This window comes from Candidatus Terasakiella magnetica, from assembly GCF_900093605.1.
GTDB lineage: Bacteria > Pseudomonadota > Alphaproteobacteria > Rhodospirillales > Terasakiellaceae > Terasakiella > Terasakiella magnetica.
This window is the reverse complement of sequence record NZ_FLYE01000034.1, coordinates 189,066-208,202: the sequence shown is the minus strand read 5'-3', so window position 1 is coordinate 208,202 and position 19,137 is coordinate 189,066. Positions and strand designations below refer to the sequence as shown.

Sequence of the window (19,137 nt, the reverse complement as noted above, 5' to 3'; positions counted from 1 at the left end):
ATGGGCGATAAAAGCGCTGTGATTGAAAATAAACAACAGCTTGTGGATTATATAGCCAGTGGTAGCAAACCAAAATCCGATTGGCGCATCGGCACAGAGCATGAAAAATTCGCTTTTTGCAGCAAAAGCTTGAAGACCCTGCCTTATGAAGGTGAAAAGTCGGTCCGCGCTTTGCTTGATGATATGGCCCAGTTTGACGAATGGACGCCAGTTTATGAAAATGACAATATCATTGCGCTCAAAGGCAATGATGGCTCCTCTGTAACCTTGGAGCCGGGTGGGCAGGTTGAGCTTTCCGGTGCCCCGCTTGAAACCATTCACCAGACTTGTAAAGAAGTTGGCACCCACCTTGAACAAGCTAAAAAAGTTGCTGCCGATCTTGATGTCAGCTTCCTTGGTTTAGGGTATCAGCCGAAATGGTCGGTTGATGATATCCCGTGGATGCCCAAGGGGCGCTATAAGATCATGCGTGAATATATGCCAAAAGTGGGCACGCTGGGTGTTGATATGATGAAAGCGACTTGTACCGTTCAGGTCAATCTGGATTTTGCCAGTGAGGCCGACATGGTGCGCAAGTTTCGCACCTCAATTGCCTTGCAGCCAGTGGCAACCGCGCTTTGGGCCAACTCGCCCTTTAGAAACGGTAAACCCAACGGGTTGTTGTCTTTTCGCTCACACATCTGGACGGATACGGATGGTGATCGTTGCGGCACACTCCCCTTTGTGTTTGAAGAGGGTTTTGGTTTTGAATCCTATGTGGATTATATGCTCAATGTGCCGATGTATTTTGTTTATCGCGATGGTAAATATATTGATGCTTCAGGCCAGTCTTTTAAAGATTTTATTGACGGTAAACTTCCTGCTCTGCCCGGTGAGCGTCCAACCATTACGGATTGGGAAGATCATTTAACAACGGCTTTTCCTGAAGTGCGTTTGAAAAAGTTCCTTGAGATGCGCGGCGCAGATGGCGGGCCATGGGGCCGCCTGTGTGCCTTGCCGGCTTTTTGGGTGGGGCTGCTTTATGATGAGCAGGCCTTGGATCAGGCCGAACAGTTGATTAAAGGCTGGAGCTTGGAAGATAACGAATATCTGCGAGAACGTGTGCCCTATACAGCGCTCAATACCGAGTTTAAGGGCCAGACCATTGGTGATATCGCGCTGGACCTTCTTGATATTGCTCAAGGTGGTTTAAAACGCCGTGGGAACTTGAACTTAAGCGGGCAGGATGAAAGTAAATTCCTTGAGCCGCTTTATAAAATTGCTGAATCCGGTGAAACTCAGGCAGAAATAATGCTCAAAGAGTTTGAAACGCGCTGGAAAGGTGATATTGATCAACTCTTCAAAGATCACGCCTATTAAGAGATATAAAAATGCCGAAAGCTGTTAAATGTAATTCCCTTCAGGATGTCCGCGATAATATTGATCGTCTGGACGCGGTGATCGTTCCTTTATTGGCTGAGCGCATTCAATATGTTCTTCAAGCGGCCCAATTTAAAGAAACGCGCGGGGATGTGCGCATTCCACCACGTATCGAATTTATCGTTGATCGTGTGCGCAGCTTTGCACAAGAAGAAGGCATGGACCCGGATATGGCTGAATCTATCTATCGCCATATCATGGAAGAATCCATCGCACGCGAAGAAGTGCGTTGGGATGTGATCAACGAGGATTAAGGCGAGAGGTTCTCGTCACATATTATATTTAGACATGATCTTTTTATAATCTCCAGAGGATATAATATCCTTAAAGGCAGCCTTTAGTTTTTCCATCTGGGTAAAAGGATGGTTTTTATTGGTAGCTATAAAGGTATTGAAGCTTTGGATAGGGTCGCTAAATGTGGCTGATGAGATGCCCATTTTCGGTAAAATATCCTTGGCAACACTACCTTCTGCATACCATGTATCCAAGCGTCCAACCTGCATCATACGCACAATCCCAAAACCTTCCTGCGGCATCCGGCTGATTGTATTATAGCCTTTTTCTGTGAGCCAGTTATCCCAACTGGATTTAAGCTGAACGCCGATTTTTTTCTTGTAGGCATCTTTGGCAGTAAGCTTTTCACCATTAAGCGTGACAAAATATGTTTGAGTTTTAAAAAGTTCAAAGCCCCATGAATAATTTTTCTCACGCGTTGCTGTACGGGTTAGGGGAAAGATTAATGTGTTCGGTGTGGATTTGACCAGTGCTTGGGCACGTGCCCAAGGCATTTGGATAATTTCATATTCAATATTGGCGAGGGTGAGAACCTCTTCAACCAGTTCATAGGCATAGCCGGGTCGCACGGAATCTTTCGTTACGATTGGAGGAAATACAGAAGTATAGACTTTCACAGGTTCTATGGCATGGCCCATTGTACTGGTTAACGCCACGGCGCATATGCTGAGTAAAGACCTGATATACTTATGCATGTTATGGCTCCAGTATTGTAGAGATAGTTTGTATTAAACTATTTAAATGCAGGTAAATTAAATATCCGTGCCGCCAACTGTGAGCGGATCGATTAACAAGGTCGGTTGGCCCACACCAACAGGTACGCCTTGACCGTCTTTACCACAGGTTCCAACGCCCGGGTCCAGTTCCATGTCATTGCCGATCATTTTCACTTTGGTGAGGCAATCGGGTCCATTGCCGATCAATGTTGCGCCTTTTACAGGGTTGGTGATTTTGCCTTTTTCAATCATATAGGCTTCTGTGCAGCTAAAGACGAATTTACCAGAGGTAATATCCACCTGACCGCCGCCAAAATTCACCGCATAAAGCCCGCGATCTACAGAGGCGAGAATTTCTTTTGGGTCTTTATCCCCAGCCAGCATATAGGTGTTGGTCATGCGCGGGAGCGGCATATGGGCATAAGATTGGCGTCGTCCATTACCTGTGGGTTTGACCCCCATGAGGCGGGCATTCATGCGGTCTTGCATATAGCCTTTTAAAATTCCGTCTTCAATCAGCACCGTATTTTGGCTGGGCGTGCCTTCATCATCAATGGTGAGGGAGCCACGGCGATCATTGATCGTACCATCATCCACGACCGTGACGCCCGGTGCGGCAATACGTTCACCTAAAAGCCCGGCAAAGGCAGAGGTTTTCTTGCGGTTAAAATCACCTTCAAGACCATGACCAATGGCTTCATGCAGCAAAATACCCGGCCAGCCCGGCCCCAACACAACGGGCATTTCTCCCGCAGGCGCTGCCACAGATTCCACATTAACCAAAGCTTGACGCAACGCTTCATCACAGGCTGGTTTCCAGCTGCCTGCTTTGAGATAGTCTTCATAAGACACACGTCCACCCATACCGTGGGAGCCCGATTCCATACGATCGCCTTCACCCACAACGACTGAGACATTTAAGCGCACCAATGGGCGAATGTCAGCGGCTTGAGACCCATCGGCGCGAATGATGCGCACGGCCTGCCATGTGGCAGCGATGGAAGCGGTAACTTGCTTAACGCGGCTGTCTTTGGCGCGCAAGTAGGCATCCATCTCACCCAACAGTTTTACCTTTTCTTCAAAAGGCACAAGGTTGATGGGGTTGTCTTCCACATAAAGGCTTTTGTTGGTGCCAATGGGGGCCTCTGCCATCACGCCACTATGGCCTGAATGAACGGCTTTGACGGTGGTGCAGGCACGATCAATGGCGCTTTGATCAAGGGTGGCGGCGTGAGAATAGCCACTGGCCTCCCCCGCAACAGAGCGCAGGCCAAAGCCTTGGGCGGTATCAAAATTGGCACTTTTTAGGCGCCCATCATCAAAAGCCAGCGATTCGCTTTGACGATATTCCAAGAAGAGCTCACCATCATCAGCCCCTTTAAGGGCATTTGTGATAGATGTTTCGACTTGGGACTGCTCAAGATCAAAGCGGGAAAAGAAAAGATCATCGGTGGCTTTAAAATCGGACATTGGGTGCCTTTATTTAGTTTTATTGAGTTTGCACCTTAGAATGTGGCCTCTTGTGTTGCATTCGTCAACGGTGTAAAAGGCCATCCACTTAGTTTCCCCTACGTTAAGAAGGATAATCTCATGAGCAAGACAACATGGCGCACCAGCACACAATTGGTGCATGGCGGCATTAAGCGTTCTGCTTTTGATGAAAACTGCGAAGGTTTGTTTGTGACTTCGGGCTACATTTATGCAAGCGCTGAAGAACAAGAAGCAACCTTTAAAGAAGAGATCAAACGCTATCAATATTCCCGATTTGCCAACCCGACAGTGGGCATGTTTGAGGAACGCATGGCAATGATCGAAGGGGCAAACTTTTGCTTGGCTACAGCCACAGGCATGGCGGCGATCAACACCACTTTGATGGCGATGTTAAAATCAGGTGATCGTGTGGTGGCTTCGCGCGCGCTGTTTGGTTCAAGCGTCTTTATCATGAACAATATCTTGCCGCGTTTTGGTATTGAGACGGTTCTGGTTGATGGCGATGACCTTAACCAGTGGGAAGAGGCCTTGAAAAAGCCGACCCGCGCAGTGCTGCTTGAAACACCGTCTAACCCGACCCTTGATATCGTTGATATGCAGAGCGTGGCTGATCTTGCCCATAAAGCGGGCGCACGTGTGATTGTGGATAATGTTTTTGCCACACCAATTTTGCAAAAGCCGCTGGATTTTGGCGCAGATGTGGTTGTTTATTCCACCACAAAATATGTGGATGGTCAGGGCCGCACCATGGGTGGGGCAATCCTCTTTAATGAAGAAAAACTTCTTAAAGAAGAGATCATGCCGTATTTCCGCAACACAGGCCCAGCTATGAGCCCGTTTAATGCATGGACCCAGCTTAAAGGCTTGGAGACCATGGATATGCGCGTGATGAAACATTGCGAAAACGCCACTTTGGTTGCCAAATTCTTGGAAAACCTCAAAGGGGTCACAAAGGTCAACTATCCCGGTTTGCACAGCCATCCCCAGCATGATCTGGCGATGAAGCAGATGAAAGCGGGTGGCCCGATGCTGTCTTTTGAAATTGATGGCGGCAAGGATAAAGCTTTTGCTTTTGAAAATGCGCTGGAGCTGACCAAGATTTGTAATAACCTTGGCGATAGCAAATCTTTGATCACGCACCCAGGCACCACCACCCATTCCAAGGTGGAAGAGGCTGAGCGTTTGCATCTGGGTATTAGCGATGGCTTGCTGCGTCTCTCAGTCGGTCTAGAAGATGCCGATGATCTTAAGGAAGATCTGGCACAGGCTTCCAAGACTGTCTTTGGATAAAATGATAAGGGCCTCTGTTTTAATGCAGGGGCCTTTCTTTTGCGCCGCACAAATAGTTCGCACGCTAAACGATCTTTTCTGTTACACTGCGTGCCATGTCTGATGAAACCCCCAAAACATCCAGCTCGTGTGATCACTCCCACAAGCAAATCAATCTCGCCCTTCAAGGTGGCGGGGCCCATGGCGCTTATACATGGGGGGTTCTTGATCGTCTGTTAGAAGATGATTTCATGTCATATGACACCCTAAGCGGCACCAGCGCTGGCGCGGTGAATGCCGTGGCCTTTGCCCAAGGTTATATGGAAGATGGCGCTGCGGGGGCGGGCGCTAAGCTGGAAGAAGTCTGGAAAGCCATTTCAAAGGCGGGGGATTTTCTATCCATCCCTCAAACGCCCATGGAATTGATGAGTAAGGCCATGAGTGGCTTTTTTGCACCGTTTGATCATAACCCGCTGGATTATGACCCGTTGCGCGATATTTTAAAAAAGCACATCAATTTTGAAGATTTACGCAAACACAGTCCGGTGAGCCTTTATGTGGCGGCAACTCAAGTCTCAAACGGTAAGGCCCGCTTGTTTGAAACCCAAGAACTCACCATCGAGATGGTACTGGCGTCTAGTTGTTTACCATTTTTATCAAAATCAGTACTGATTAATGGCGACCCTTTTTGGGATGGTGGTTTTTCAGCCAATCCTGCGGTGCGCCCCTTGGTGTTAGATTCCAACACAGATGATACCTTGTTGATCCAGATCAGCCCGGTTGATGATTTTATGCAAATGCCGTCTCATATTGCGGGTATGCGCACCCATTTAAATCATCTGTCTTTTTCAGAAAGCTTGCGCCATGAAATTGAAGTGATTGAAGAAGAGCGGGAACAAGCAGGCACAAGCCCTGCGGCCTGTCGCTTAAGGAACCATCATTTCCATCTAATTGATGGCTCACCTGTTACTTCACGGCTCAATCCGGGCAGTGAGATGACACCGGATTGGAAAATGCTTTCAGAGCTTTTCATTAAAGGGCGTGAGGCTTGCGAGGTCTTTCTTGAACAAGACCGTGAAAAGATCGCGCAACATTCCTCAATTGATTTGAAAGAACATTTCGGGCTTTAAACAAGTGTGGTTGTGATATTTTCGGCCTGACAATAGTCTTTGAGCAAAGCTTGGGTTTCTTCCAGATAGCCTTCTAAGGCTGCATCATCCCCAAAGTTAATAAGGACCATTGCAATTGTGTGGTGGCCTTTTGTAATCATGGTGCGCTCACTATCACTTGTGGGGCAGCCAAAGGGGCCGAGCTCGTCACAAAAAATGGGCAGGCCTTCCAGATTGAGATCACCCCGACCAATGCCTTTATAGCTTTCACCAGCATTTGCGCGACGAAAGATCACATCACCTTCAATCTTTTCAGTGATATAGGTGCCAATGGAAATGCCTGATTTGATGGAGATCAGGTTGTTTACATCCACCACATTATTCACATGATAAATGCCTTTGCCAGACAGGAGACGCCGCGTTAGGGCTTCTGCTGCGGGGCGATAGCGCGCAGGGTCTTTGCCCAAGGCTTTATAAGCTTTGCGCGTTGCCATGATCTGTGGATCACTTGAGGCAGGCTGGGCGTTAAACTCAGCAATACGCCTCTCAACAACATCATCAAGTTTTGCAATAAACTCAGGCTTTGAGTCTTCAATGAAAACATCGGCCTGAATAAGTCCAAGGCGCAGGCGAATGTCGCGTTGTGCAAAATCATCGGACAATGAAATTTTCATCAGGCTACCTTTGGTCGGTTGATTATTTTACGCACCATATCGATCACCCATGTACTTTTCAAGCTGGCAACCCCCATGATGGTAATGGCGGCCCCGACCATTTGCAGGCTTGAAAGGGTCTCATCCAAGATAAGCCACGCCGCAATCACCGTAATGATAGGCCCTGCCAAGGTGATCAGGCTGGCCTGTGTTGCCCCGCAGCGTTTGATGCCTTCAAACAACATGAAAAAGGGCAAAACCGTACAAGCCGTGGCAATGATGGTCGCCCAAAACACACCATCGATGGGGAAGCTTAAATCTTCACTACTGGCGCTTATGGGGATGACAGCAAGCATGATAAGCAAGGTGATGCTGCCTGAGGCGGCGGTGAAACGGACCGAGCCCAAAGATTTCATAATTTCCTGAGAGGTCACCAGATAAACCGCATAGGTAAAGGCCGAGCCCAAGGCCCAAGAGGCCCCAACCCAGTCAAACCCGTCTAAAGAGGCCATGCCGTTAGGCGCCATGACCAAAGCAATGCCGAAATAGGTGGTGAAAAACACAAACCATTGATGGGGGGTAGGTGGTTTTTTCATCAATAAGGCATTGATCAACATCACCATCATGGGAAAGGTAAACAGGATCAAGCGTGAGACACTTACACCGATTTTTGAAATGGCGGTAAAATCACAATAGGTCGCAAAGAAAAACATCAATCCTGCAAAGCTACAGGTTTTCCATTGGCTTGCTGTTAAAGGGGCTGACTTGCGTGCCATAAAATACACCCCGACCCAGAATAAGGGTGCAGCAATACCAAAACGCAACAACAGTAACGCATCCACCGACATATCTGCCATATAGGCAAATTTTGCGAAAACCCCTTTAAAGGCCAGTGCAATGGTGGATATGAAAACAAATAAAATTGCACTCATATCTGCATGTTGGTTGGGCATTGTTTTTTCCTTATGAAAGCAGCTTCATGTTTACACATCTTCGTGACATAAACCAATTTCAATAATATTCTAAAAGATATTACTTTTTGTTATACCTGGTGAGTGAGATGGATTTAAAACAACTGCGCAGTTTCCTCCATGTGGCAGAAACGGGCTCTCTTTCAAAAGCGGCTAAACGTCTAAATGTGACCCAGCCTGCGCTTAGTCGCCAAATCCGTCTGCTTGAAGAAGACGCAGGAGTTGCCTTGTTTATCCGCACTGGGCGTGGTGTGTTGCTCAGTGAGGCAGGCGCTTTGTTAGAGGGGCGCGCACGGGTTCTTTCAGAAGAGATGGAACGTCTTAAAATGGATATGACGGCCTTTGCCGGAACGGTGCAGGGCGAGGTCCGTTTAGGCTTGCCGCCCAGTGTTGGTTTGGTGCTGGCAGGCCCGGTGATTGAAAGATTTCGCGCAGACTATCCAAATGTGCGCCTGCGCGTCACCCAGCTTCTTAGCGGTGCTTTACAAGATGCGCTGTTAGAAGGGCGCATGGACATTGGAGTGTTGTTTGAAGGTAATGTTTCAAGCCAACTCCATAGTGAACCGTTATGGTCTGAGCAGCTTTATTTCATCACAGCCCCCACACAGCCATGGGCTTCGCGCAAAGAAGTCACTTTAGAGGAATGTCTGGAACAGCCCTTTATCCTGCCCGGTACCAAGCATGGTTTGCGTGATTTATTAGATAAGGAAGCGGCAAAAATAGGCAAAGCGATTAATGTGGTGGTGGAGGCCGAATCCCTTGCCATTCAGACCGAGCTGGTCTGTCGCGCGCTGGGCTCAACGATTCTTTCTTATGAGGCGTGCAAATCTCATGTGGAAGCCGGGCGTCTTATCGCATTGCCACTGGTGAACCCGACGGTTGAGCGGGTTTCAACCTTGGTTTGGTCAAAAGACTATCCTTTAACCATGGCCGCGCAAGCCATGAGTGAGGTGATTAGGGAAAGTGCGGCAAAAGTCTTCACTCCGCTTTGATCCAAGCCTCAATCATGTTGCGCGCAATACTATCGCGGCTGGGCAGGAGCCTGCCTTGGGCTTTGAATTTACGCAAATCATCCCGGCTAAACCATTGGGCATCTTCAAGTTCCTCATCTTGTAAGGTGATGTCATAGCTTTGAGCGTGGGCATAAAAGCCGATCATGAGAGAGGTGGGGAAAGGCCAAGGTTGGGAACCTGCAAAAGTGACGTCGCCCACCTGAATATTGGTTTCTTCCATGACTTCGCGGCGCACGGCCTGTTCTAAGGTTTCGCCGGGTTCAACAAAGCCTGCCAGTGTAGAATACATTCCATCGCGCAAATAATGGTTATGGGCAAGCAGGCAGCGTGTACCATCATGAACCAGCATGATCACAGCAGGGTCTGTGCGCGGAAAATGGGGGATGCCGCAGTCTGGGTTTAAACAGGTGCGCATGTGACCAGCTTGTTTAAGGGCCGTTTTATGCCCACAGGCCCCGCAAAACTGATGGCGACTGTGCCAGAACATCAAGGCGCGGCCATAGGCAAATTGAGACGCCTGATCTTTTTGCATGATCGGGCCTGCGCGGCGTAAATCTTCAAAAAAGAGATCGGGCTCAAGTTTTTGGGTTATCTCTGTCTCTGTGATTTCTGATGCATCAATGACAAAGAGGCTCTTGCCTTGATGTGAACCCAGATACGCCCAAGGGCAGCTTTTGAGAAAAGGGGTAGATTCGTCGGGATTTAGAAAATGAGGCAGGTTTTCTTTGAGCGTTTTCTTAAATAAATTTTTACTTTGATGCAGCAAAATGAAACGTGACGATGAGTTGGTGATTTCTTTGTTCAACCAATTCGAATCAAGGCGCAAATGTGCAGCCCTATCCAAGTTTGGGGTAGCATAAAAGAGGTCATCAGATGCGATAAGCATATAAATATAGCCTTTATTGCAAGAAAACGTTGCTGTTTTAAAAGGTCGACGATAAAGTGGGCGTGGGTTAACCTAGGGCCGAATATGGGTTCTAACAAGGGATTAGACGGAAAAAGAAATGAAAATACGTTATGCTTTAGCCATGATGGCTGCTGTTGGTTTAAGCGCGTGTGCTGAGCGCGATGTGGCGTACAATAGCGTATTTGTTACGGATTTCGGGACTTATAAAGATGCTTTTGATGTGCGCAACCATGCAGATGCCAGCGGTGAAATCGCTGAAGCCGCAGCATGGAATGATGCACGCAATGTGACTTTGACTGTACGTCAAAACGAATTTTCACCCATGATCGTTCATTTGAAAAAAGACGTACCTTACGTGATTAAGGTGGTGAATAAAGATCAAAATTCTGTTTCGTTTAATGCAGGCGAGTTTTTTGAAAACACCTCTGTCGATTCGATTAATGAAGCTATGTATGAGGATGAGACCTACCCAGCCCGCGCTAAGCCACAGCTGAAGTCTTTTGTTGTGCCGCCAAAAGGCGAGCGTATGGTTAAGTTGGTTCCCGTTCTTGAAGGGCGTTACGAGTTTGAAGATAACGCACCGGGCTTTTTCTTGCCAAACTTCAGCTTCTCACCCTGGAGCCGCGCAGCAACCATGGGGACAAGCGGTGTGTTTGTGGTTGAATAAGCTTTCTTAAACACCCAGTGATTTCTTCACTTTTTGCCAAAGCCCCTGTTTTTTAGCAGGGGCTTTTTTCTTTTTAGGGATCGGACCGCCCATGGGGTGCGGGCTGCGTTTGCCTTTGCTTTGGCTCACCTTGGGGTTGGTGTAGGAATAAAGCACTTTAAAACCGCCGCCACTGACATCGTAATAAACAATGCGTTCAGTTGAAGGCACGATTTTACAGCGTTTTTTGGCGTCTTCTTCAGCGGCTTCCTTACAGTCAATGTCATTAGACATGACCATCTGGCCTTCTTCGATTTTTTGTCCGGGTTTACAAATATAAATTTCAACGGCGTCAGTCATTTTCAAACTCTTTTGCAAAGCTTTTATGGATGTGACTCTATTATTTTTGCGTTTTTGCTTGAAGTCAACGCCTACAGGGGTTAAAAGCCGCCTTGAGAGGTTGGTACGGACGAGCTCCTCGCCAACCCGGTCAGGTCCGGAAGGAAGCAGCCGTAACGAGTTTTTCGGTTCGGGTCGTATTCAACCTCTCACCAAAAAGCCCTTGGTCATATGCCAAGGGCTTTTTGCTTTTTAAAGACATCGATGCACATGAAAGAGCTTATAGATAATAAGCGTAATAAAGAAGACCACAGCCAAGCACGAGGCGATAGATAAAGAACGGGGTAAAAGAGGCCCGTTTAAGCCACGCCATCATAATGGCAATGGCAATAAAGGCCGCCACAAAGGCAAGGCCTGCTGCACTTAAGGCATCATTGGTCAGCTGTATGTTGCCGCTTTCATAAAGCTCATATCCTTTAAGACTACCTGCACCCAAAATGGCAGGAATAGATAGCAACATGGAAAAGCGCGCCGCATCCAAGCGCTCATAGCCCAAGAAACGTGCTGCCGTAATGGTGATGCCGGAACGTGATGTGCCGGGGATCAACGCAAGACACTGGGCAAGGCCAATAAGGATGGCGTCTACAATGCCGGTATGTTCCACACGGCGAATGGTGAGCCCCATGTTATCGGCAAAATAAAGCAGAAAGCCGAATCCTAATGTGGTCCAGCCGATGACCTCAACGGTGCGAAATTCAGGCCCGAGGTATTTATTGAGGAAAAAACCTGCAGCAATCACGGGAATGGTGGCGAGCAATACCATGGCAGACAGTTTTGCCCCGGGGTCTTTTTTACCCTTGGTAAAACGCATCACCCCGCGCAGCATATGCCAGATATCGCGCCAGAAATAGATCATGACAGCACCAAGCGTGCCAACATGTACAGCTACATCCATTAACAGCCCTTGGTCTTCCCATCCACCAAAGACGGGAACAAGAACAAGATGGCCAGATGAACTGATCGGTAAGAACTCGGTTATCCCTTGGACAAGGGCGAGCACCAAAATATGGAGTTCAGTCACGTGAATTTCCCTGTTGAAGAAATTTTATTATTTAATTTGTGATTTATATACCACGTTCGGATTCGAGGCCCAAAAACTAATATAGTACCATTTCGGTACAATATATTGGAATAATGGATTTTTAGGCGGGGCGGTAAGGCCGCTTAATTAGGGGCTTTTTTATGACATAAGGCAGTCTTACTGACCTATCTATAGTTTTTCCTTGAAATCTGCGCCATAATAGCGCATATCAACGCTCCGACTTTATCACTGAGATTCGGTTGGCCTATGCGCGCCTGTAGGTTGGGTATTAAAGGCGACAGAAAAAACAGACTCTATTAAAAGAGGAATTGGAGAGAGATATGGCTGAAAAAATGATGCAGTTTGTGAATATCGGGCAAAATTATCCCGAAAAACGCACTGCTGACGAACGCAAAAAAGATTTCGATGAAATTTATTCGCGTTTTTCCATTGAGAAAGCCCAGGAACAAGCGTCACGTTGTGAGCAATGTGGCATTCCTTATTGTTCAGTTGCTTGTCCGGTAAGCAATAACATTCCAGACTGGTTGCGCCTTGTGGCTGCGGGCCGTTTGGAAGATGCTTATCACGTCTCTCAGGAAACCAATACTCTTCCAGAAATTTGCGGTCGCATTTGCCCGCAAGACCGTTTGTGTGAAGGTCTCTGTGTTTTGGAACAATCCGAACATAATGCGGTCACCATCGGTTCTATTGAAAAATTCATTACCGATAATGCGTGGGAGCAAGGTTGGGTGAAACCACCACAGCCGCTTCAGGAACTGGGCCAAAGTGTTGGCATCATCGGTTCTGGCCCCGCTGGTATGGCAGCAGCTGATCGCTTGCGCCGCAAAGGTTATGAAGTCCATGTTTATGAGCGTTCAGACCGCGTTGGTGGCTTGCTTGTTTATGGTATTCCGGGCTTTAAACTTGAAAAAGACGTGGTTGCACGTCGTGCCAAGCTTCTTGAGGACGGTGGCGTTACCTTCCACCTAAACTTCGAAGTGGGCACAGATGCCTCACTTAAAGACTTACAAGCCAAACATGATGCCGTGATGATCGCGGTTGGTGTTTATGCGGGTCGTAAACTGGATGCACCGGGTTCTGATCTGGAAAACATCTTCCCGGCGATGTATTTCTTAACAGCGTCGAACAAAAAGAGCTTCGGTGATGACGTTCAAGAATTTGATGACGGCACATTAAATGCTGAAGGCAAAAATATTGTGGTCATCGGTGGTGGCGATACGGCCATGGACTGTGTGCGTACGTCCATCCGCCAAGGGGCGAAATCAGTCAAATGTCTCTATCGTCGTGACCGTGCCAATATGCCGGGTTCACAGCGCGAAGTGGAAAATGCTGAAAATGAAGGCGTGGATTTCCAGTGGTTATCTGCCCCGAAATCTTTCAAGGGTCTGGGCAAAGTCCAGAAGGTTGAAGCGGTTTCCATGCATTTGGGCGTGGCTGATGGTTCTGGTCGTCAAAGCGTAAAAGAAATTGAAGGTTCAGAGTTTGAGATCGATGCAGATATCGTCATCGAAGCTCTTGGGTTTGAACCAGAAGACATTCCAACCCTGTTTGGCGAGCCTGATCTGGCGGTAACGCGCTGGGGCACCGTGGAAGTTGACCAAGAAACTTGGATGACCAATCTGGACGGTGTTTTTGCAGCTGGTGATATCGAGCGCGGTGCGTCCTTGGTTGTGAGCTGTATTAATGATGCGCGTGAAGCATCTGATGAAATTCATAAATATCTGCGGGCTAAAACCCGTGCAGGCACTGCGGCCGAATAAGGAGCATGAGTAGAAAAATGACAAATAATTACGTATCGGAATATCAAAAAGCCGCAAAGTTCCTCGCTGAAAACGGCATGTATGATCCGGCTTTTGAAACTGCCAACTGTGGTGTTGGTCTGGTGGCCTCTCTTGATGGGAAGCCAAACCGTGAAGTTTTGCGCCATGCGTTTCAAGCTACACGTGCGCTGGACCACCGTGGTGCGGTTGATGCCGATGGTAAAACAGGTGATGGCGCGGGTATCCACGTGCAAATCCCACAGGAATTTTTCAAACGCCACATTCGCCGTACAGGCCATGAGCCAGAAGAAAGCTCTTTGGCGGTTGGTCAATGTTTCCTGCCAAAAACTGATTTTGGCGCGCAAGAACGTTGCCGCTGTATCGTTGAAGCGGAAGTTCTGAAATTTGGTTATCGCATCTATGGCTGGCGCCAAGTGCCGATCAACACCGAAGTGATTGGTGAAAAAGCAAACGCCACACGCCCAGAGATCGAACAGATCATGATTGCCAACACACTTGGTAAATCTGATGACGAGTTTGAAAATGACCTTTATGTGATCCGCCGTCGCATTGAAAACCAGTGTCTGGCAGAAAACCTGACAGAATTTTACTTCTGTTCGCTTTCTTGTCGCAGCGTGATCTACAAAGGTATGTTCATGGCGGGTGAAATCACAGAATTTTACCCTGACCTGAATGACGAGCTGTTTGTTTCTAACTTTGCGATTTATCACCAGCGTTATTCAACAAACACATTCCCGCAATGGCGTTTGGCTCAACCGTTTCGCATGATCGCCCATAATGGCGAGATCAACACGGTAACGGGTAACGTCAACTGGACCAAGGCCCATGAAACATGCATGGCCTCGCCTGTTTTTGGGGGGCACATTGAAGATATCAAACCATTGATTCCAAATGGTGCATCTGACTCCTCTGCTTTAGATGCAGTTTGGGAAGTTTTGGTACGTGCAGGTCGCCCGGCACCTTCTGTTAAAGCCTTGATGGTGCCAGAATCGATCGGTCAAAACTCCTTGATGCCAAAAGAGCATGAAGACCTGTTTGCTTATTGTAACTCTGTCATGGAACCATGGGATGGCCCCGCAGCAATTTGTGGGACAGATGGTCAATGGATTGTGGCGGGCTTGGACCGTAACGGTTTGCGCCCATTGCGTTACACCATCACAGGTGATGGCATCTTGCTGGTGGGTTCTGAAACAGGTATGTCAGAAATTGACGAATCTAAAGTTCAGGAAAAAGGCCATGTCCGCCCGGGCGGCATGATCGGTGTTGATCTTTCAGAAGGTAAATTCTACCACGATAAAGAACTTAAAGACTGGACGGCTGCACGTCAGCCTTATGGCTCTTGGGTGGAAAACATCGTTAAGGTTGATGAAATCTTAAAGGCCGATGCGCCAAAGCCGGTGAACCCGTCTGAAGAAGACCTGCTACAACAACAGCAGCTCTTTGGTTTTACACAGGAAGATTTGGAACTGATCTTGCGCCCCATGGTCGAAACAGGCCAAGAAGCCACAGGCTCCATGGGTGATGATACCCCACAAGCGGTACTATCTGATCAATATCGTGGCTTGCATCACTTCTTCCGTCAGGCTTTTTCTCAGGTGACAAACCCACCGATTGACTCACTTCGCGAAACACGCGTGATGAGCCTGCGTACACGTTTGAGCAACTTGGGTAACGTGCTGGATGAAGGGCCGGACCAATGTGAAGTGGTTCAGCTAGAAACACCGTTCTTGAATTCAACAGAATTCCACGCGTTGAAGAAATATCTTGGTAATGATGCGATCGAAATCGATTGTACCTTTACACCAAGCAAAGAATCTTTGCGCGAAGCGATTGAACGTATCCGTCACGAAGCTGAAATGGCTGTTCGTGGGGGCAAGAAACACATCATCCTGACAGACGAGCATGTCTCTAAAGACAAAGCGCCTGTGCCGATGATCTTGGCTGCTGGTGGTGTTCATAGTTATCTGGTGCGCCAGCAATTGCGTACCTTTACATCGCTAAACGTTCGTTCTGCAGAAGCTCTTGATGTTCAGTATTTTGCCGTTCTGGTTGGTGTTGGTGCAACAACTGTGAACGCTTACATGACAGAAGAAGCCATCGCAGACCAACATGCCAAAGGCATTTACGGTGATACATCGTTTGAAACGGCTGTTGAGAACTATAAGAAAGCCATCAACAAGGGCTTGTTGAAAACCATGTCTAAAATGGGCATCGGTGTGATCAGTTCTTATCGTGGTGGTTACACGTTCGAATCGGTTGGTCTGTCACGTTCTGTTGTGGCTGATTTCTTCCCCGGCATGACATCACGTATTTCCGGTATTGGTCTTAAAGGTCTGGAAGAGAAAATTCTGGAAATGCACGATAAGGCATATTCAGAAGCAAACCCATTGGCCCAAGGCGGTTTCTACCGTTACCGCGCCAAAGGAGAACGTCACGCCCATGACCCGCTGTTGATCCACAAGCTCCAAGAAGCTGTGGCAACGGAAAGCTATTCTAAATATCGTGAATATGCCGATGGGGTGAATAATCGCAAACCAATGATGTTGCGCGACCTGCTGGACTTCCAGTCTGATCGTGACAGCATTTCAATTGATAGTGTTGAATCTATCACAGAGCTTCGCCGCCGCCTTTGTGCGCCTGCGATTTCTGTGGGGGCCTTGTCTCGTGAAGCGCATGAAACACTTGCGATTGCCATGAACCGTATTGGGGCTAAATCAAACTCTGGTGAAGGTGGGGAAGACCGCGAACGTTTCACACCACGCAAAAATGGTGACAATGCAAACTCTGCTGTGAAGCAGGTTGCCTCTGGTCGTTTTGGTGTGACAGCGGAATATCTCAACAACTGTCAGGAACTTGAAATTAAAGTCGCCCAAGGTGCAAAACCGGGTGAAGGTGGTCAGCTGCCGGGCTTTAAAGTGACCGTTGAAATTGGTAAATTGCGTAACTCTACACCGGGTGTAACGCTGATTTCACCACCGCCTCACCACGATATCTATTCCATTGAGGATTTGGCTCAGCTCATTTATGACCTTAAGCAAATCAACCCAATTGCCCGTGTTTGTGTGAAGCTTGTGGCACGTTCTGGCGTGGGTACAATTGCGGCTGGTGTGGCAAAAGCTGGTGCCGATACCATTCATATTTCCGGTTATGACGGTGGTACGGGTGCATCGCCACAGTCTTCCATCAAATATGCTGGCCTGCCATGGGAAATGGGCCTTTCTGAGGTCAATCAGGTTCTCACCCTTAACAAACTTCGCCACCGCGTGAAGCTGCGCACAGACGGCGGTTTCCGCACAGGTCGTGACGTTGTGATCGCGGCGATGTTGGGTGCTGAAGAATTTGGTATCGGGACAACATCCTTGATCGCCATGGGCTGTATCATGGTTCGCCAATGTCACTCTAACACTTGTCCGGTTGGTGTGTGTACGCAAGACCCAGAACTGCGCAAGAAGTTTACAGGCTCAGCTGCTAAAGTTGTCAACCTCTTTACGTTCATCGCAGAAGAAGTTTCAGAAATTCTGGCCTCTTTGGGTTATGAAAAACTTGAAGATGTGATCGGTCGTTGTGATCTCTTGACACAAGTGGGTCGTGGTCGTGAAAACCTTGATGACCTTGATTTGAACCCGCTTCTAACTCAAGCTGATACGGGCGATACACCACGTTTTTGTACATTAACTGAGCGCAACCCTGTGCCAGATACACTTGATGGTCAAATCATCAAGGATGCACATAACGCCCTTCACGGTGGTGAGAAGATGCAACTCTTCTATACCGTTAAAAACACACACCGTTCTGTAGGGACATCCACAAGCTCCATCATCACGCGTAAATACGGGATGACAGGTCTTGAGCCAGATCACCTGACTGTGCGTATGCGCGGCTCAGCTGGTAACTCACTGGGTGCTTTTATCGTTCAGGGCTTAAAACTGGAAATCTTTGGGGATTCTAACGATTATGTCGGTAAGGGTCTTTCTGGCGGTACCATCGTTGTACGTCCAATGGTTTCAAGCCCATTGAAGTCCAATGACAACACCATCGTGGGTAACACATGTCTCTATGGGGCAACAGCGGGTAAGTTGTTTGCGTCTGGTCAAGGTGGTGAACGCTTTGGGGTTCGTAACTCTGGTGCGACGGCTGTGGTTGAAGGTATCGGCTCTAACGGTTGTGAATATATGACCGGTGGTACAGTGGTTGTTCTGGGTGAAGTTGGTGCTAACTTCGGTGCTGGTTTCACAGGCGGCATGGCCTTTATCTATGACCAGGATGGTACGTTTGAACATCGTGTGAACTTTGACAATGTTATTTGGCAGCGCATTGAAGTTGATCATTATGAAGATATGGTCAAAGGGCTGATCCAAGAACATGTTAAAGAAACACACTCTCAATATGCAGGTCAGCTCCTGCAGGATTGGGATATGGAGAAAGGCAAAATCTGGCAAGTGGTGCCAAAGGAAATGCTCGATAAACTCGAGGTTCCGGTAACAAAGCAAGCCGCTGCCAAGAAGACAGCTTAAGCTCCGTAAAAAGGAATTGGGGGTCGTGAGGCCCCCGAGACTGGCACAAGTTACAATGATCTCTCGTGACTTGATTGCAAGGGTGCGGTTTTTAATCGGACCTACTTGAATGTCACTTTTGACATTCATCCCTAACCAAGACTTTAGGCGAGGCTTTTTGGCTTCGCCTTTTTTTTCTCTTTCCATACCCCTTAAAAACAGTTATTCCACTCTATATTGTGCAGTGCGTTAATTAGAGAGAACATGAGACGCCTTTATCACCAACCGTTTGATCCGTTATCAAGAAAAATCCGTCTTCTTTTGGCTGAAAAGAAGCTGGAATGCACATGTGTGGTTGAACCTGTCTGGGAAAGACGCGAAACCTTCCTCGCCTTAAATCCGGCAGGTGAAGTCCCTGTTTTGGTGGAGCCTGAAGGCCGCCCGATTTGGGATGATGTGGCAATTTGTGAGTATCTTGAAGAAGTCTATCCGTTAGTTAATCTCTTGGGCACAAATGCAGATCAACGCGCAGAAGTGCGTCGCCTCATTGCATGGTTTGATAAAAAGTTTGCAGCAGAAGTCTCAAAAAACCTTGTGGGTGAGAAGATCAGCAAGCGTTTTATTGCTGGGGCCACGCCCAATTCATCGGCTATTCGCGCTGGAAAACAAAATGTCCATTACCATCTAGATTATATCGGCTATTTAACCGAACAGCGCAACTGGCTGGCGGGAACAGAGCTTTCACTGGCTGATATTACGGCTGCGGCCCATATCTCTTGCGTGGATTATCTCGGTGATATCCCGTGGAAAGATCACCCCGGTGCGCACGATTGGTATGCACGCTTTAAATCACGCCCTTGTATGCGCGATATTTTACAAGATAGCGTCAGTGGCGTTCAAGCCGCGCGTCATTATGCTGATCTTGACTTTTAAT

Annotated in this window: 16 protein-coding genes and 1 other RNA gene; 10 read left to right on the top strand and 7 right to left on the bottom strand. The window is 47.9% G+C overall.

What is annotated here, in order from left to right; all coding sequences use genetic code 11:
- The gene (locus tag MTBPR1_RS11825; RefSeq protein WP_069189296.1) at window positions 1-1,359 is read left to right on the top strand and encodes a glutamate--cysteine ligase; all 1,359 of its coding nucleotides are present in this window, start codon (window positions 1-3) and stop codon (window positions 1,357-1,359) included.
- A gap of 11 nt (window positions 1,360-1,370) precedes the next feature.
- On the top strand, window positions 1,371-1,673 hold the full coding sequence (locus tag MTBPR1_RS11820) for a chorismate mutase (protein ID WP_069189212.1): 303 nt from the start codon (window positions 1,371-1,373) through the stop codon (window positions 1,671-1,673).
- 15 nt (window positions 1,674-1,688) lie between these two features.
- On the opposite strand, the gene MTBPR1_RS11815 is transcribed toward MTBPR1_RS11820, so the two are convergent.
- Together MTBPR1_RS11815 and tldD are read right to left on the bottom strand one after the other, a co-directional pair.
- The gene (locus tag MTBPR1_RS11815) at window positions 1,689-2,408 is read right to left on the bottom strand and encodes a substrate-binding periplasmic protein (protein ID WP_083223059.1); all 720 of its coding nucleotides are present in this window, start codon (window positions 2,406-2,408) and stop codon (window positions 1,689-1,691) included.
- 57 nt (window positions 2,409-2,465) lie between these two features.
- On the bottom strand, window positions 2,466-3,899 hold the full coding sequence (tldD, locus tag MTBPR1_RS11810; protein ID WP_069189210.1) for a metalloprotease TldD: 1,434 nt from the start codon (window positions 3,897-3,899) through the stop codon (window positions 2,466-2,468).
- Window positions 3,900-4,019: 120 nt separating this feature from the next.
- Between tldD and metZ the strand changes: the two genes are divergently transcribed.
- Both metZ and MTBPR1_RS11800 read left to right on the top strand, forming a co-directional pair.
- Complete coding sequence (metZ, locus tag MTBPR1_RS11805) at window positions 4,020-5,210, top strand: O-succinylhomoserine sulfhydrylase (protein ID WP_069189209.1); 1,191 nt, start codon at window positions 4,020-4,022, stop codon at window positions 5,208-5,210.
- A gap of 95 nt (window positions 5,211-5,305) precedes the next feature.
- On the top strand, window positions 5,306-6,319 hold the full coding sequence (locus MTBPR1_RS11800; RefSeq protein WP_069189208.1) for a patatin-like phospholipase family protein: 1,014 nt from the start codon (window positions 5,306-5,308) through the stop codon (window positions 6,317-6,319).
- Here MTBPR1_RS11800 and MTBPR1_RS11795 read toward each other — a convergent pair.
- Both MTBPR1_RS11795 and MTBPR1_RS11790 read right to left on the bottom strand, forming a co-directional pair.
- On the bottom strand, window positions 6,316-6,972 hold the full coding sequence (locus tag MTBPR1_RS11795) for a B3/B4 domain-containing protein (protein ID WP_069189207.1): 657 nt from the start codon (window positions 6,970-6,972) through the stop codon (window positions 6,316-6,318). The two genes, MTBPR1_RS11800 and MTBPR1_RS11795, sit on opposite strands and share 4 nt — an antisense overlap.
- Window positions 6,972-7,904 (bottom strand): DMT family transporter, encoded by a 933-nt coding sequence (locus tag MTBPR1_RS11790; protein ID WP_069189206.1) that lies wholly within the window; start codon window positions 7,902-7,904, stop codon window positions 6,972-6,974. The genes MTBPR1_RS11795 and MTBPR1_RS11790 overlap by 1 nt, the downstream gene beginning before the upstream one ends.
- Window positions 7,905-8,011: 107 nt before the next feature.
- Here MTBPR1_RS11790 and MTBPR1_RS11785 point away from each other — a divergent pair, with 107 nt between their 5' ends.
- Window positions 8,012-8,914, top strand: coding sequence for a LysR family transcriptional regulator (locus MTBPR1_RS11785; RefSeq protein WP_069189205.1), 903 nt, complete (start codon window positions 8,012-8,014; stop codon window positions 8,912-8,914).
- Here the strand turns inward: MTBPR1_RS11785 and nudC are convergent.
- A complete protein-coding gene (gene nudC, locus MTBPR1_RS11780) occupies window positions 8,901-9,821 on the bottom strand; it encodes an NAD(+) diphosphatase (protein ID WP_069189204.1) in 921 nt (306 codons plus the stop codon). The genes MTBPR1_RS11785 and nudC overlap by 14 nt on opposite strands.
- Before the next feature lie 118 nt (window positions 9,822-9,939).
- Here nudC and MTBPR1_RS11775 point away from each other — a divergent pair, with 118 nt between their 5' ends.
- On the top strand, window positions 9,940-10,509 hold the full coding sequence (locus MTBPR1_RS11775; RefSeq protein ID WP_069189203.1) for a cupredoxin domain-containing protein: 570 nt from the start codon (window positions 9,940-9,942) through the stop codon (window positions 10,507-10,509).
- A 6-nt stretch (window positions 10,510-10,515) separates the two neighbouring features.
- Here the strand turns inward: MTBPR1_RS11775 and MTBPR1_RS11770 are convergent, their stop codons facing one another.
- Window positions 10,516-10,848: a hypothetical protein gene (locus MTBPR1_RS11770; RefSeq protein ID WP_069189202.1), complete on the bottom strand. Its 333-nt coding sequence runs from the start codon at window positions 10,846-10,848 to the stop codon at window positions 10,516-10,518.
- Between the two features lie 94 nt (window positions 10,849-10,942).
- On the opposite strand from MTBPR1_RS11770, the gene ffs reads away from it, so the two are divergent.
- An RNA gene (ffs, locus tag MTBPR1_RS11765) (signal recognition particle sRNA small type) lies at window positions 10,943-11,041 on the top strand.
- Between the two features lie 66 nt (window positions 11,042-11,107).
- On the opposite strand, the gene MTBPR1_RS11760 is transcribed toward ffs, so the two are convergent.
- The gene (locus tag MTBPR1_RS11760; RefSeq protein WP_069189201.1) at window positions 11,108-11,908 is read right to left on the bottom strand and encodes an undecaprenyl-diphosphate phosphatase; all 801 of its coding nucleotides are present in this window, start codon (window positions 11,906-11,908) and stop codon (window positions 11,108-11,110) included.
- 341 nt (window positions 11,909-12,249) lie between these two features.
- Here MTBPR1_RS11760 and MTBPR1_RS11755 point away from each other — a divergent pair, with 341 nt between their 5' ends.
- The 3 genes from MTBPR1_RS11755 (at window position 12,250) to MTBPR1_RS11745 (ending at window position 19,136) form a co-directional block, all read left to right on the top strand.
- A complete protein-coding gene (locus MTBPR1_RS11755; protein ID WP_069189200.1) occupies window positions 12,250-13,689 on the top strand; it encodes an NAD(P)-dependent oxidoreductase in 1,440 nt (479 codons plus the stop codon).
- A gap of 17 nt (window positions 13,690-13,706) precedes the next feature.
- Window positions 13,707-18,224: a glutamate synthase large subunit gene (gene gltB / locus MTBPR1_RS11750; protein WP_240492893.1), complete on the top strand. Its 4,518-nt coding sequence runs from the start codon at window positions 13,707-13,709 to the stop codon at window positions 18,222-18,224.
- A gap of 243 nt (window positions 18,225-18,467) precedes the next feature.
- Window positions 18,468-19,136, top strand: coding sequence for a glutathione S-transferase family protein (locus MTBPR1_RS11745; RefSeq protein ID WP_069189198.1), 669 nt, complete (start codon window positions 18,468-18,470; stop codon window positions 19,134-19,136).
- Window position 19,137 lies beyond the last annotated feature (1 nt).